The following is a 15,530-nucleotide window of genomic DNA, read 5'->3' on the forward strand; positions in this document are numbered from 1 at the left end:
ATATCCTAACGACTTTTTCTCTCTCGAAATACCTAACGCAGTTACAACAACTTCGTTAAGGCCAACTACATCTGATTCAAGGACTGCGTTGACAACAGCTCCTTCAATTGGTAATTCCTTTGTTTGCATACCAACAAATGAAAATAACAAGGTGGTAGCATTCGCAGGAACTTTAATTACATACTTACCGTCCAAATCGGTAATTGTCCCCAATGTTGTTCCCTGTACGGAAACGGAAACTCCAGGTATTGTACTTCCGTCGTCAGCGGAGGTAACTGTTCCTGTAATTTCCTTGGTTTGCGCCAATACAGACTGCAACCCAATTGCAAAAATTGCAAGCAATAATGCGATTTTTTTCATAGAAATTAACTTTAATAATTAAACAGCATCAATGTATCTATACAGATTCTAAAATGTGAAATTCCCCTCTTTGTATTTGTAGTCTGCGAAGTTGAATGATTCCCCAAATCATTCAATTTCGTACAATTTAACCTTTTATAACATATTTTGGTACAAATGTGTTTAAAAAATGTTGCAAAAGGTTAACAGAAGCAAAAGTAGAAATTAATTGGGTTTATGAATTCGACCTCGTACTAGTATCATCTAAATATGTGATATTTGTCATATCTTATGATGAAATGCCTAAATGGAACATAAAAAAATTTTAAAACGCTGAATGTTCCTATCGACTTATGGGTAGTCGCTTAAGGTTTTTTTCGGGTTCTCAAACGAAGCGTAAAATATTTGTTAACTTTTCAGTGCAGAATGTTTTTGTATGGGGGGTGTTGTTTGAAAAAGTGATATTTTTTTGTTCGATATCCTTTAAAAAGGGGTTGTCGTGGCTGTTTTTTATATCTTTTGAGAGATAGATCTGATCGATCCCAAAATTGCGGGCACCTAAGATATCGGTTTCCCAATTGTCGCCAATCATGACTGATTTGTCTTTCCGGGCATTACTACTACGAATAGCATGCTGGAATACACGAATGTCTGGTTTGGGGTAGCTTAAGTCTTCGGAAATAAAGACATGGTCAAAGAAATGGGCAATTTCACTGTTTGCTAATTTATTGAGTTGTACTTCCCGAAATCCGTTTGTGATAATCTGTAGTTTGTAGCCTTTTTGCTTTAGTGTGGTTAGAAGTTCTGTGGTGCCATCGACCAAGGTGGTTTGTTGGGCCATGTGATGAAGATAACGGTCGTTCATGGCAACCGGATCTACTGTTAGGATATTAAAATGACTGAGTGTCTCTGCAAAACGGCGGGTAATGAGTTCCTTTTTCTGCACTTCCTGTTTCCGGTAAGCCTCCCAAAGCTGGTGGTTGATTGTATCGTAATAATCGTAAAATTCGTCGAAGTCGGGAACTTGTCCGTTTAGTTTCAACTCAACAACCGTAGCCTTCATGGCAAGTTTGGCATTACGGTCGAAGTCCCAGAGCGTGTTGTCCAGGTCGAAAAAAAGATGGGTATATCGTTGGTTGTAGGACATTAGCTGGTTTTTCCTTCTAAAACAATTACTATTTCGCCTTTTACCGTTTTTGCTTTAAAATGTTCGGCGGCTTCTTTCAAGGTCCCACGGAAGTTTTCTTCAAACAGTTTTGAAAGTTCACGGGACACACAAACCTTCCGTTCTTCACCAAAGTGTTCGATGAATTGTTCCAATGCTTTTACTAAGCGGTAGGGCGATTCGTAGAAAATCATCGTACGTTCTTCCTCGGCCAGGGATTGCATTTTTTTCTGACGGCCTTTTTTTTGTGGCAAGAAACCTTCGAAGCAAAAGCGGTCACAAGGTAAGCCTGAATTCACAAGGGCTGGGATCAACGCCGTTGCTCCGGGAAGACACTCCACATCGACCCCCAGCTCCACACATTGGCGAACCAGCAAAAAACCCGGGTCGCTGATGCCAGGAGTTCCGGCGTCGGAAATCAAGGCAACACTTTCTCCGGCTTCAATTCGTTTGGCTATTCCTTCGGCTGTTTGGTGTTCGTTGAATTTATGGTGCGAACTCAGCTTATTCTGAATTTCAAAATGATGGAGCAGCTTCGATGAAGTGCGGGTATCTTCGGCTAAAATTAAATTGACTTCTTTTAAAACTTTGATGGCACGAAAGGTCATATCATCAAGATTGCCGATAGGAGTGGGAACTAAATATAGTTTGGCCATATAATATATCGTGTGCTTTTGTGATTAATTTGAGAAGCGGCGTTTCACCAAATGTAAAAATTGTAAGCTGGTGTCGTTCTTTTCCCAACTAAATTCTGCATCCAGATGGTCGATCGCTTCTTCCAGTGTGTGCATCCGGTCGAGTTGACCAATGGTGTCGCGAAATAAATCAACATCGTTGGCAAAGAGCTCCCGGATATACTGGAACCGGTCATTTAACCCGATGGCACTTTCCAGCTTTGTAATAGGACTGCTTGCAAAGCGATGGTCGAGCTTGTTGCTGGCCGTTAGTAAATCGTTTAATGATTTCGATTGAAACTGATCCGTTAGCGTTTTGGGTGCTGATCCATTGGTGCCCGTTCCTTTTGCCCCGGTTTGCTTAGGCTTGGCAGGCTCTTCTATTTTTGGTTCTTCCGGTACTTCAGCTTTTACCTCTTCGGCCACGGGAACAGGTTTTGGGATCGAAACCTCGACGGGTTCTTCATCCTCCTCGTAAGTAGTCGTATTGTCAGCAGTCACTTCAACCGGTATCACTTGTTTGGGTTCTTCAACTTGTGTTGCTTGAGGTTCCGGTGCAGGTGTTAGCTCTTCTGGCACTTGCTGCTTTGGTTCTACTGTAGCAGTCGGTTCAATAGCTTCCGGTTTCGTTGGCTCGGAAATTATTGGTTCCTGTTGCTCGTTTATTTCCTTCAAAAACTGGTATTCCTGCAAAATCATTTTTGCTTTGTTGAGTGCCATCTCAACTTCGAATTTCGAAAGATTGGTGTTCGCGCTCATCTCTAAGTTGATCTCGCTCAGCTCGTCCAGATTTTGCTGTATAATTTGGAGTAATTTGTTTCGGTCCATAGTCGAATAACAATCGTGTTAACCCAAGTAAAACATTACATTTGTGTAAAAGTACTAAAAACTCCATTGAATCGAATGTTATGTTTTTGGAAAGAGATTTAAGTCACCGAAAACCAGGAGGAAGCATTGAAGTAATTGCAGGCTCGATGTTTTCGGGGAAGACTGAAGAATTGATTCGGCGGATGCGCCGGGCACAGTTTGCGCGTCAGAAGGTTGAAATTTTCAAACCCAAGATTGACGTGCGCTACTCTGACTCGGAGGTGGTTTCGCACGATGAAAATTCAATCCCCAGTACGCCCGTTGATAATTCGGCAGCTATCATCATGTTGTCGGGAGGATACGAAGTAGTTGGAATTGATGAAGCTCAGTTTTTCGATAAAGGTTTGGTGGAGGTATGTATAAAGTTGGCAGAGCAAGGTGTTCGGGTAATTGTTGCCGGCCTGGATATGGACTTTAAAGGTAAACCCTTTGGACCAATGCCCGAGCTAATGGCTGTGGCCGAGTATGTCACGAAAGTGCATGCTATTTGTTTGCGTTGCGGCAATATTGCTCAATTCTCACATCGCCTGTCTGCGAATGATAAACAGGTAATGCTGGGCGAGAAAAACGAGTATGAGCCGTTGTGTCGTTCGTGTTACAACAAAATTCATCAATAAATCCAAATCATGGAAGCGTGGGGGATCAAAGAAATTGCTGGTCTTGTTAAGGGTGTGATTAAATCTGGTACCGAGTCCTTCCTCAATCCAACAATTCAGTCTATTGCTATCGACAGTCGTACGATTGCCGATGTGCATTCGTGTTTGTTTTTTGCCATTCAGGGCATTCGTCACGATGGTCATCAATACATCGGAGACCTGTATCAAAAAGGAGTTCGGACATTTGTCGTTTGCCAGCCTGTCGACCTGAATCGGTTTCCGCAAGCCTTTTTCATACAGGTTGAAAATTCGTTGGAGGCTTTGCAGCTACTGTCTGCCGCAGTACGGGCGAAATATAGTTATCCGGTTTTGGCGATAACCGGGAGTAACGGCAAAACGATTGTGAAGGAATGGCTGTACGATCTGCTGCACCAATCTCTGAAAATCATTCGCAGTCCTAAAAGCTATAACTCGCAGGTAGGCGTTCCCTTGTCGGTTTGGAATATGAGTGAGCAGTTCAACCTGGCGATTTTTGAAGCTGGCATTTCACAAAGCGGGGAAATGGAAAAGTTGGCGAACGTTATTCTGCCGACAATCGGAATCCTCACCAATATTGGGGAAGCGCACCAGGAGAACTTTTCGACGGTCGAAAAAAAGTTGGATGAAAAGTTGAAGCTATTTGAAAGCTGCGATACCATCATTTATCGAAAAGATCAGAAAGAAGTTGATCGTGCTGTGAGCGAAACCTACGGCCGCTCGGGAATGAAATTATTTGCATGGACTAGCAGTGGCGCTGATGCCGAACTTTCTCTGAAGATGGATGTGGAGGATTCGTCGAGCGCTATTTATTTTAGCTGGAACAAAAAGGACTATCATCTGAACGTTCCTTTTACTGATTCGGCCTCGCTGGAAAATATCGGGCATTGTCTGGCTTTCATTTTAGTTTCCGGTTATGAAAACGATGCTGTTTTACGTTCGTTTTCGCGCTTGCAAGCCGTTGCTATGCGGCTCGAGCTGAAGCAGGGAATCAACAACTGTTTGCTTATTAACGACTACTATAATTCGGATATTAACTCGCTGACAATTGCCTTACAGTTTCTGAAAAGTCAGTCACTGAATGAACGACGTCCGCGTTGTTTAATCTTGTCGGATATTGAACAGTCGGGGTTTTCAGGAGAAGAATTGGTGCAGGGTGTCAAGCGCTTGGTTGATGTTTATGGCGTTGGTCGATTAATCGGCATTGGAAAGAACCTCTTTCATTACCGCGATTTGTTCAACGAGAATGCCCGTTTTTTTCAGACTACCGAAGAGTTTTTAGCTGCTTTTAATCCTTCAGATTTTCGGAATGAACATATTTTATTGAAAGGGGCCCGCGATTTTCGTTTCGAGCGTATTGCGGCATTACTTCAGAAAAAATACCACCAAACTCAGTTGGAAGTCAACCTGAATAATTTGGTTGAAAATCTGAATCGCTACCGCGCTCAGTTGAAACCGCAAACGAAGATTACGATTATGGTGAAAGCTTTTTCGTATGGAAGCGGAACCGTCGAGATTGCCCGTGCTTTGGAGTTTCAGCAGGTAGATTATTTGGCTGTAGCCGTTGCTGATGAAGGGTTAGAACTGCGTCAAGCCGGAATCAGTACGCCGATTATTGTGATGAACCCCGAAGAACACAGCTTCGAAATGATGCTTGAATATCGTCTGGAACCGAATATTTATTCGATTGAGTTATTCGAAAAATTTGACCAGGCGGCACGAAGGATGGCTGTTAGCGATTTTCCGATTCACCTGAAACTTGAAACAGGCATGCATCGTTTGGGCTTTTCGTCGCCCGAAGAGTTAGAAGAGATTGCGGTTCGTATTCCCCGCGACGGGCGTTTGCGCATTCAGTCGGTATTTTCGCACCTGGCAGCCAGCGACAGCCCTGAGCATGATGATTTTACCCGGGATCAGTTTCAGATCTTTACCGATTTGAGTGCACCTGTGGTCACAGGCCAACCCAATAGAGTCATTCGCCATATCCTGAATTCGGCCGGTATTGAGCGTTTCCCCGAATACCAGATGGAAATGGTTCGTCTGGGAATCGGTCTATACGGAGTTTCGCAGTCGGATGCGGTGCAGGCCGAGACCGTGGCACGTTGGACAACAGTTGTTTCGCAGGTAAAAACAGTTGCCGAGGGAAATACAGTTGGCTACGGACGCAAAGGGCAGGTTGAATATCCAAAGCGGATTGCCATTATTCCGGTTGGCTATGCCGATGGGTACGATCGTCGCCTGGGTAACGGAGCCGGAAAGGTTTGGATTGCCGGCCGTCAATATCCGATTATTGGTAACATTTGTATGGATATGACCATGATTGATGTGACAGGTGCCGATGTGCAACCTGGTGATCCGGTGGAGTTAATGGGCGAACATATCCGTCTGACAGACCTGGCTGATTGGATGGGAACGATTCCTTACGAAGTGCTGACCGGAATCTCTCAACGCGTGCGTCGCGTTTATGTGCAGGAATAAATTTCGTTTGATTTATTTAATAATTCTTATCCTGTGGAAAGAATAATGGCTTTTACACCTTACCTATAGTCGTGAGAATTCTTGTTATGCTATTCATTGCTTAATAATTAATTGAATACGATGCATTCGACAATTTATTAAATGATAAATCTCTGGATCGACTTATTTCTTTAAATTATTTTATCATGAATTGCTGGAGATATATGATCCCGTTATTTATTAATCAATAAATGACAGGATCAAGATATGTTCGTAAATTATTTGATGATTTAGTATACAGTCATCAGACAAAACGCTAATATGGCTCCTTTAATTAGTAGGATTGCAAAATGGGGAAACTATATTTTTCTATAATGCAGCAAATGAAAGGCGGGTTAATCTTGTCCCAAATGTTGTTTGATTTTCTGCTCAACTTCAAGGGTTAACTCTGCAATATCGCGGCCTGCTGGCTCTATTGGATCAAGCACGGTATAGTTTAACTTCAACCCAACCTGAAGAGGGAAGTAGCCTTTAGCCATCAATTGGCTGTTTCCGTCGATGACAAAGGGAACGATGCAGGCTGATGGTGCCGCCTTCAGCAGCATGGCGATTCCCGGCGACTGAAAGCGCTTCACCTTACCTGTTTTACTGCGGGTACCTTCGGGGAAAATGCTGGCGCTGTAGTTTTCTTTTTCAATGTGCTTGCCCAGTTTACTGATTTCCACCAGCGACTGGCGACCGTTTTTGCGGTCAATCAGGGCCGATCCTCCGTGGCGCAGGTTGTACGAAATACTCGGAATACCTTTCCCCAGTTCCTTTTTCGAAACAAACTTGGGGTGATGTTTGCGAAATCCCCACACGATTGGCGGAATGTCGAAGGTGCTTTGGTGGTTCGATACAATAATGAGAGGACGACCTTGCGGCAGCTTTTCGAATCCACGAAAACGAATGCGGGAACCCAATATCATAAGGCTGTATAGCAGCATGCAGTTTAATATATCCACCGACTTTTTGCGAAGTTCGTAACCGCCGATGTAGCGGCACACAACCTGAATCGGGTGGAACAGGCCGAGTAATAAGCCAAAAATCACTAAGTAAATTGGTGTAAGCAAGTAGCTTAATATCGTCTTCATAAGTATCGTTTTCCTTTTCGAGCCCACAAAGAAACAAAAATAATGGGAATTGGTTGGCTCAAGTTTGTTTTGCAGTTTCAACGAATTGCTTGAAAATATGTAGTTTTAAAACATCAGAAACAATAACAACCATGGATTACCGGGATGAAGTTTTTATGGCTGTGGCCGAGAAATTGAGCTTTTCGAAGGCTGCAGAGGAGTTGTTTATCAGTCAGCCGGCTGTGACTAAACATGTGAAAGAGCTGGAGAATAAGATGAATACGGCACTGTTTGATCGCAAGGGAAACAAGATCTACCTGACTCAGGCCGGAAAACTGGCTTATCAACATTTGAAGCAGATTCGGGAGCTTTATGGGGAAATGGAATTTGAGCTTGGTCGGCTGAACGATGCTCATCGGGGCTTGCTGCAAATTGGAGCCAGCTCAACCATATCGCAATATGTTATTCCGGAGGTATTGGCTGCTTTTCATCAGCGGTATCCGCAAATTAAACTCGATTTGTTTAATGGCAACTCTTTTGATATGGAGCGTAAGCTGCTGAATAATGAGATTGATCTGGCGCTGGTTGAAAACGACAGCTCACAAGCGAATATTCGTTATGTGGATTATATGGACGACGAGATTGTTGTGGTAGCGGCAGCCAACCAGTTAATTGCAAAGCAGAAATCACTAACCATTGCCGACCTGCAGGAAATCCCGCTGGTTGTGCGCGAAAAAGGTTCGGGTACGCTCGAGGTTATTCAGCATGCGCTTTTGCGGCAACAGGTTGATTTGGAACGCCTGAATGTTTTTATCCACCTGGGAAGCACCGAGGCCATTAAAAACTTCCTGCTTAATTTCGATGGCTTAGCCTTGGTGTCTGAAAAAGCGATTGAGAAGGAGTTGCAGCTAAAGCAGCTTGTTCGCATAAAGGTGAAAGATCTGGCGATATATCGGAAGTTTCGGATTGCGATGCGGCAAGGTCCGGAAAAAAGCATCCCGGATTTGTTTCGGAATTTCCTGTCCTCTAAATAACCTTTAGTTATAGGTAATAAAAATAAACAATTTGACTTGATTATAATGAAGGCGTAGCTTTGTAATAAAAAAGAATACGTCATGAAGCTCACACAAAATCAAATTCAACTTATTTACTTCGTTTTGCTGGCGGCTTGCTTTTTACCTTTCATGTCTCCGGCTTTAGCTTTGTTAATCGGAATAGGCCTTTCGCTACTTGGCATTAAGCACCATAAAATGTCAAGCTTTACAGCTATTGTATTACAAGCCTCCATTGTTTTAATGGGCTTTGGCATGAACCTGACCCAGGTTGTGGCAGCCTCAAAAAGTGGCTTCGAAATAACAGCCGTTTCTGTCATTGCAACAATCTCTTTAGGTTTGTTGCTTGGCAAGTTGTTTAAAGTCGACCATAAGATTAGTGTTTTGATTGCTGCCGGAACAGCTATTTGCGGAGGAAGTGCAATTGCTGCCCTGGCGCCGGTTATTAAGGCGCGTAACTTTCAGATTTCATTCTCATTGATTGTTATTTTCATCCTGAATGCTTTGGCTTTGCTGCTATTCCCGATGATTGGCCACTTCTTTCATCTCAGCCAGGAAGCTTTTGGGTACTGGGCAGCCATTGCGATTCACGATACCAGCTCAGTTGTTGGTGCCGGTGCTTCCTATGGAACGAAAGCGCTGGAGATTGCAACAACCGTAAAATTAACCCGTGCGTTGTGGATCATCCCGGTTTCTATTGCTTTCGCTTTGGTAGACCGGAAAAATGATAAAGGCAAAATTAAGATTCCCTGGTTTATTGGTTTGTTTGTTGTGGCTATTGTCTTTGCCCATTTCCTGCCAAGTATGCAGGATACCTTTGGCCACCTAAACTGGTTAGGCCGACGCGGAATGGTTGTTGCTTTGTTGCTGATTGGCTCTAACATTTCTATTGCTGAATCAAAGCAGGCCGGAGCCAGGAGTTTTATATTAGGGATTGCGCTTTGGTTCACCATTGCTACACTTTCTTTTCTGGCTATTCAGCATCATTTAGTTAGCTATTAATTGGTTTTTCATCGAAGAGTAAAAAGATGCAGACGTCTGAAATACATCGGATTTCTGCATCTTTTTTTCATAAAAACCCATTGTTAAATATTCTAAACACAGCTTTAAAAAAATCGAATTGATAGCTCTGATTTATTTAATATGTAGATATTTGCATATCTATTCATTAAGATGAACTGTTAAAAGTATATTTAAGTAATGGCAAAGTATGTTATTATAGGTGGCGTTGCCGGAGGAGCAACAGCTGCCGCCCGTTTAAGAAGGTTGGATGAACACGCAGAGATTATCATGTTCGAGCGCGGACAATACATCTCGTATGCAAACTGTGGGTTACCTTATTATATAGGTGGCACCATTAAGGAGCGTGATAACTTGTTGGTGCAAACGCCGGAGAGTTTCAAAGCTCGTTTGAATGTTGATGTGCGTGTTTTACAGGAAGTGATGAAGATTAACCGGGATGAGAAAACGGTTGAGATTAAAAACCATGCTACAGGTGAAAGTTATATCGAAAGCTACGACAAATTAGTCGTTTCGCCGGGAGCTGAGCCTGTTCGCCCACCAATTAAAGGAATTAACCATCCGTCTATTTTTACCTTGCGCAATGTGCACGACACAGACAAGATTAAATCATTCTGTGACGAGAAGAAACCACGTCGTGCTGTTGTAATCGGAGCTGGCTTTATTGGTTTGGAAATGGCTGAAAACCTGCACGAATTGGGTATGGATGTTACCATCGTAGAGATGGCTAACCAGGTTATGGCGCCGCTTGATTACGAAATGGCCGCAGAGGTTCACCAGCACTTGAAAACGAAAAATGTTGAGTTCTACCTGAAAGATGGTGTTGATGCATTTGAGCAGGTTTCGGATCATGTAAAAGTGGTATTGCAAAGTGGTCGCGAAATCGAGACTGAATTGGTAATCCTATCCATTGGTGTTCGCCCGGAAACTAAGTTGGTGAAAGAAGCCGGGTTGGAGCTGGCAGATAATGGTGGTATTAAAGTGAATGAGTACCTTCAAACCAACGACGAAAATATTTATGCTTTGGGTGATGCCATTGCATTTCCACACCCGATTACCGGGAAATATGTGAATACTTACCTGGCAGGTCCTGCCAATAAGCAAGGTCGTATTGTTGCCGATAATGTGGTTATGGGAAATGCCCGTACTTATAAAGGTGCTATCGCTACAGCAATTGCTAAGGTATTTGATATTACGGTTGCTTCAACAGGTATGGCTGCCAAAACCCTGAAAAAAGAAGGTATCGAATATATTTCAAGTATTATTCACGGATCGTCTCATGCCGGTTATTACCCGGGAGCAATGCCTTATACTTTGAAAATCTTATTTCAGCCGAAAACAGGTAAGTTGTATGGTGCGCAAATGATTGGTTACGACGGTGTTGATAAGCGTATTGACCTGATTGCAACGGTGTTGATGAAGAACGGAACAATTTACGATTTACAGGAAATTGAGCATGCTTATGCACCGCCATATTCATCAGCTAAAGATCCGGTTAACCAGGCTGGTTTCGTAGCTGAGAACATCTTGATGGGCCGTTTAAAAATTATGAACTGGCGCGAGGTGAGCAATATGGATTCCCGTAATATCTGTTTGCTGGATGTTCGTACACCTGAAGAGCATGAATTAGGACACATTGAAGGCTCAATTAATATTGAGGTTGACAAAATTCGCGAACGTCTGGATGAAGTGCCTCAGGATAAAAAAATCATTGTGTACTGTGGTGTTGGACTCCGTGGTTATATTGCAGCCCGGGTATTGATGCAAAATGGTTTTACCGAGGTTTACAACCTAAGCGGAGGTTACAAAACTTACGAGCACACAACCAGCAAACAAAGTAACGAGGATATTTTCGAATCAAGTTATATTGCACACGATAGTAACATCTACCGTGGTAAACCGGTTGAAGTTCATGCAGCTGCGGCAGCGATTAAAACCATCGAGGTTGATGCTTGTGGTTTGCAGTGTCCGGGACCAATTTTGAAACTGAAAACCGAGGTAGCTAATCTGAAACCGGGCGAGCGTCTGCTGCAAAAAGCCAGTGACCCTGGTTTTATGAAAGATGTGGAGTCGTGGTGTAACATGACCGGAAACAAGCTGATTTCACTGGAAAACAAGGCCGGAATCATTTCTGCAGTTATCGAAAAAGGTGAGGATAAGAAGGCTGCAAAAGGTGGTGCCACTATCGCCAACTTACCACAAGACAAAACCATGGTTGTCTTCAGCGATGATCTGGATCGTGCTCTGGCATCGATGGTTATTGCCAACGGAGCTGCTTCGACCGGCAAAGATGTAACCATGTTCTTTACCTTCTGGGGATTGAATGTGATTAAGAAACAAGATAAGCCGAAAGTTGAAAAAGACTTTATGGGTAACATGTTTGGTAAAATGATGCCAGACAATGCCGGAAGCTTGAAGCTTTCCAAAATGAACATGTTCGGTATGGGATCGATGATGATGAAAAAGCGTATGCTGTCGAAGAAAGTTGATTCGGTAGAAGACATGATGAAAACGGCCCTGGATAACGGTGTTCGCATGATTGCATGTCAAATGTCGATGGATGTGATGGGCGTTAGCAAGGATGAATTGATTGATGGTGTTGAAATTGGTGGTGTAGCCACTTATTTGGAAGCAACTGAAAAATCAAATCTGAACTTGTTTATCTAATCAGGCTTATTCATTGAGGATTTCACCTTGGGTGAAGCTCTTAATACGAAAATAGTATCGCCATTAGCCTTTGGGCTGGTGGCGATTTTTTTGTCTTCTTAATTTGACAGCAGATATAAAAACAGAAAGAGAAAAGGAACTTATTTGATTCATTCCGGTAAACTAACAATAGCCGTATGAGGCTCTTGTGATAAAAAACCAGAAATAATGAATCGGTCTGCTATGGTATGCTGCTTATGTGTTAACCTGTTGTCTATCCCTTTTTTTTCATCCGGACAAAATGCCGAAGAATCCGTTCCTTGCAGAGAACCTGCTGTTGCCGGAGCATTTTATTCATCCGATCCACTGGAGTTAAAAGCACAACTGGCCACCTTCTTCAAAAATGTGGAGAATGGAACTGAAGGTCAGGATGTGGCCGCAGTGATTGCTCCGCATGCCGGCTATGTTTTTTCCGGTGAAGTAGCTGCATCGGCCTATGCTCAGCTTGATCCTGAAAACACCTACGATCATATTTTTCTGTTGGGAACAAGTCACCACACTTATTTGAGTGGGGCATCCATCTATAATCAAGGGAACTATAAAACGCCTTTGGGAGTTGTTGATGTTGATCTTCCTTTGGTCAATGAGTTGATTAAGCAATATTCTTTCTTTGATTATGTAGAAGAGGCTCACGAAAAGGAACATAGCCTGGAGGTGCAGTTGCCTTTTTTGCAATACCGGCTACATAAGCCTTTCAAGATTGTCCCGATAATTATCGGAACCCGTTCTGCTTCCACTTGCCAAAAGATAGCAGATGCCTTGAAGCCTTATTTTAACTCCCGAAACTTGTTTGTTATTAGCAGCGATTTTTCGCATTACCCAGATTATGAAGGTGCGCAAAAGGCTGATTCGGCAACAGGAGCTGCTATTGCTTCCAATTCACCAGCCACATTTCTGAAAGCCATTGAGGAGAACGAGTCGAAACGAATTCACGGCCTGGCAACCAGCGCCTGTGGTTGGAGCTCAATTCTTACTTTGTTGGATATGAGTTCGACAATTGCCGGCATGCAGGTAAATGATGTTCGCTATCAAAATTCGGGCGATTCCCCTTACGGAGATAAATACCGGGTTGTTGGTTACCATGCTTTTGCATTTATCCGGCCACAAAAGGCACCTGATTCCGAAGAGATGTCGCTGACAAATCAGGAAAAATTGATATTACTGCAAATTGCCCGGCAATCAATCGAAGAAAAGTTGGGAATGAAGAGCCAATCCAAAGTTGATGAGTCAAACCTTCCTTCTGTGTTGAAAGTGCCTTGTGGTGCTTTTGTTACGCTGCACAAAAAGGACAAACTTCGGGGATGTATTGGTCATTTGCAATCCGATAAACCTCTATACCAAACCGTGCAGGAAATGGCTTGGGCTGCAGCCTTGCTCGATTCGCGTTTTGATGCTGTGGATCCGGATGAAATGGATGATCTGGATATTGAGATATCGGTGTTGACACCGCTGAAACGAATTCATTCCATTGATCAATTTGTGCTGGGAAGAGATGGAATCTTCATGGTTAAAGATGGCCATCGCGGTACTTTATTGCCGCAGGTAGCCGAGAAAACGCATTGGACAAAAATTGAATTTCTGGAAGAGTGTGCAAGTCGTAAGGCCGGGATTGGAAAAAACGGCTGGCGCGATGCTGAACTATACACTTACCAGGCTATTGTTTTCAGTGAACAGGAGATCTTAAGGAACCAGCCATGAATTCGGCTTATCCATTATTCCCGGTTTCCATCGTCCTTCTTTTAGCTTATCTCATTAGCTCCTTGTTTACCCGGTGGGGAATCTACCAGAGCAGGTTACATCGTAAGTTTTGGAATGTTTTATTGCTGATTACTTTTGTGGTTTCCGGCTTATTGGGCTTATTAAGTGTGGTCAAGGTAAATTATAAACTGGAAATTCCACATTACGACCAGTTGTTGAAATGGCACGTCGCTTTAGGGATCGGAATGGTGATTATTGCCTTTTTTCATTTGTCGTGGCATTGGAAATACTACTTCAGTTTGAAAAAAACGAAGTTTCAAGCCGATTCCGTTTCTGACTTTAACAGGGAACAAACCGAAGCTTTTTCAAAATCGGGTGTTTTTCTGTTCCTGATTGGCCTGTTGGCAGTTATCAATCAACTTGTTTTCATTCGCGAATTTATGAGTGTAATGGCCGGCAATGAACTTATCCTTGGGATTGTTATGGCTGCCTGGTTATTACTGACGGGCTGGGGTGCTTATTCCGGACGGAAAGGAATACCCGGCAGATTTAATGAAGAAAGGGCTACCGTTATGTTGCTCGTGTTGGCATTGCTCCCGTTAGTTTTGATTGCGCTGCTCTATTGGTTGAAAAGTCAGCTTTTTCCTCCCGGAACCATTACCAGTATCGGGAGTGCAGTTGTTGGAGCTTTCCTTTTACTATACCCGCTATGCTTTCTTTCGGGTTATTTATTTACCCTGTTTGCTACCGGATTTTCCAAATTGGAAAATAAGAACAAGATTGGAAAAGCTTATGCCTTTGAATCCTTGGGAAGTTTGGCCGGGGGACTGCTTTTCAGTTTGGTCTTCGGTCGTTTTTTGAATAGTTCACAGATTTTTTGTAGTACGGCTTTCCTTGTTTTAATGGTTGGAGCCTTGATCTGCAGACAGAAAAGCAGAAGGCTGGTTTTGATTGTCGGAGCACTTGTGATCCCGGCACTACTGTTTGTCTTCAATCCCGACACCCGGATAAAACAGTGGCTGTATCCCAGTCAAAAAATCATTCGAAACCAGAGTACGCCTTACGGAAATTTGATTGTAACCCAACAAGCCGATCAATTCAACTTCTACGAAAATCACAGTCTGCAAATGTATACCGGCAATTTTATGGTTAGCGAAGAAGCCGTTCATTTTGCCATGCTTCAGCGTGAGCATCCGCGACAAGTGTTGCTTTTGTCGGGAGGAGTTTCGGGAATGATTCGCGAAATCAATAAGTATGAGGTTGAAAAGATTACTTACCTGGAGGCGAATCCCGAGGTGTATAAGTACTGGAAAAACAGGGAAGGGGAGAAGCAGGATTTCTCGAAGGTTGAATTTGTGCCAACGGATATTCGTACGTTTATGGCCAAGACCGACAAGAAGTACGATATTATCCTGATGAATCTTCCTCCACCTTCGACTTTGGGGTGCAACCGCTTTTATACAGAGGAATTTTTTCGGCTTGTTAAACGACATTGCCTGCCTCAAACGGTTGTATCGGTGAGCTTGCCTGCTACCATGAATTATACCGAGTCGAATTTGTTGCAGGAAGATGCTTCGCTATGGAAGACCTTGGGAAAGTTTTTCAAGAATGAGCTCGTACTGATCGGTGAGAAGAATTATTTTCTGGCTTCTTCGGATGAATTATCTTCAAAGATTGTCGAACTGCTAGAACGCGGGGGAATAGAAAACGAATATGTGAATCCCTACTATCTGGATGATTTTTTAGTACAACAGCGCTCGCTTCAGCTGGAAAAGGAAATTCAAAACACAATGCCGCGTGTTGAGTTA

12 protein-coding genes are annotated in these 15,530 nt (G+C 43.1%); 7 read left to right on the forward strand and 5 right to left on the reverse strand.

Translation table 11 applies throughout. The annotated features are described in order from the left end of the window. From AC37HE_RS06315 to AC37HE_RS06330, 4 genes are all read right to left on the reverse strand, one after another. On the reverse strand, nt 1-360 hold a 360-nt coding region (locus tag AC37HE_RS06315), incomplete at its 3' end, for a carboxypeptidase-like regulatory domain-containing protein (protein ID WP_500781944.1). Nucleotides 361-724: 364 nt separating this feature from the next. Next, nucleotides 725-1,486, reverse strand: coding sequence for a YjjG family noncanonical pyrimidine nucleotidase (locus AC37HE_RS06320; RefSeq protein ID WP_500781945.1), 762 nt, complete (start codon nt 1,484-1,486; stop codon nt 725-727). Beyond that, nucleotides 1,486-2,160: a 16S rRNA (cytidine(1402)-2'-O)-methyltransferase gene (gene rsmI / locus AC37HE_RS06325; protein ID WP_500781946.1), complete on the reverse strand. Its 675-nt coding sequence runs from the start codon at nt 2,158-2,160 to the stop codon at nt 1,486-1,488. Before rsmI ends, AC37HE_RS06320 begins: the two co-directional genes overlap by 1 nt. Nucleotides 2,161-2,184: 24 nt before the next feature. Further along, nucleotides 2,185-3,006, reverse strand: a complete 822-nt coding sequence (locus tag AC37HE_RS06330; protein WP_500781947.1) for a DUF8457 domain-containing protein — start codon at nt 3,004-3,006, stop codon at nt 2,185-2,187. A gap of 80 nt (nt 3,007-3,086) precedes the next feature. On the opposite strand from AC37HE_RS06330, the gene AC37HE_RS06335 reads away from it, so the two are divergent. Both AC37HE_RS06335 and AC37HE_RS06340 read left to right on the forward strand, forming a co-directional pair. After that, nucleotides 3,087-3,662, forward strand: a complete 576-nt coding sequence (locus AC37HE_RS06335; protein ID WP_500781948.1) for a thymidine kinase — start codon at nt 3,087-3,089, stop codon at nt 3,660-3,662. A 9-nt stretch (nt 3,663-3,671) separates the two neighbouring features. Beyond that, nucleotides 3,672-6,155, forward strand: coding sequence for a bifunctional UDP-N-acetylmuramoyl-tripeptide:D-alanyl-D-alanine ligase/alanine racemase (locus tag AC37HE_RS06340; protein ID WP_500781949.1), 2,484 nt, complete (start codon nt 3,672-3,674; stop codon nt 6,153-6,155). A gap of 374 nt (nt 6,156-6,529) precedes the next feature. On the opposite strand, the gene AC37HE_RS06345 is transcribed toward AC37HE_RS06340, so the two are convergent. Further along, the gene (locus tag AC37HE_RS06345; RefSeq protein WP_500781950.1) at nt 6,530-7,267 is read right to left on the reverse strand and encodes a lysophospholipid acyltransferase family protein; all 738 of its coding nucleotides are present in this window, start codon (nt 7,265-7,267) and stop codon (nt 6,530-6,532) included. Nucleotides 7,268-7,398: 131 nt separating this feature from the next. Between AC37HE_RS06345 and AC37HE_RS06350 the strand changes: the two genes are divergently transcribed. The 5 genes from AC37HE_RS06350 to AC37HE_RS06370 all read left to right on the forward strand — a co-directional run. Next, a complete protein-coding gene (locus AC37HE_RS06350) occupies nt 7,399-8,280 on the forward strand; it encodes a LysR family transcriptional regulator (RefSeq protein ID WP_500781951.1) in 882 nt (293 codons plus the stop codon). Between the two features lie 81 nt (nt 8,281-8,361). Further along, nucleotides 8,362-9,300: a YeiH family protein gene (locus AC37HE_RS06355; RefSeq protein ID WP_500781952.1), complete on the forward strand. Its 939-nt coding sequence runs from the start codon at nt 8,362-8,364 to the stop codon at nt 9,298-9,300. Between the two features lie 198 nt (nt 9,301-9,498). Further along, a complete protein-coding gene (locus tag AC37HE_RS06360) occupies nt 9,499-11,985 on the forward strand; it encodes a CoA-disulfide reductase (RefSeq protein ID WP_500781953.1) in 2,487 nt (828 codons plus the stop codon). Between the two features lie 207 nt (nt 11,986-12,192). Beyond that, complete coding sequence (amrB, locus tag AC37HE_RS06365; RefSeq protein WP_500781955.1) at nt 12,193-13,722, forward strand: AmmeMemoRadiSam system protein B; 1,530 nt, start codon at nt 12,193-12,195, stop codon at nt 13,720-13,722. After that, on the forward strand, nt 13,719-15,530 hold a 1,812-nt coding region (locus AC37HE_RS06370; RefSeq protein WP_500781957.1), incomplete at its 3' end, for a spermidine synthase. The genes amrB and AC37HE_RS06370, both read left to right, overlap by 4 nt.

This window comes from Mangrovibacterium sp., assembly GCF_059905295.1.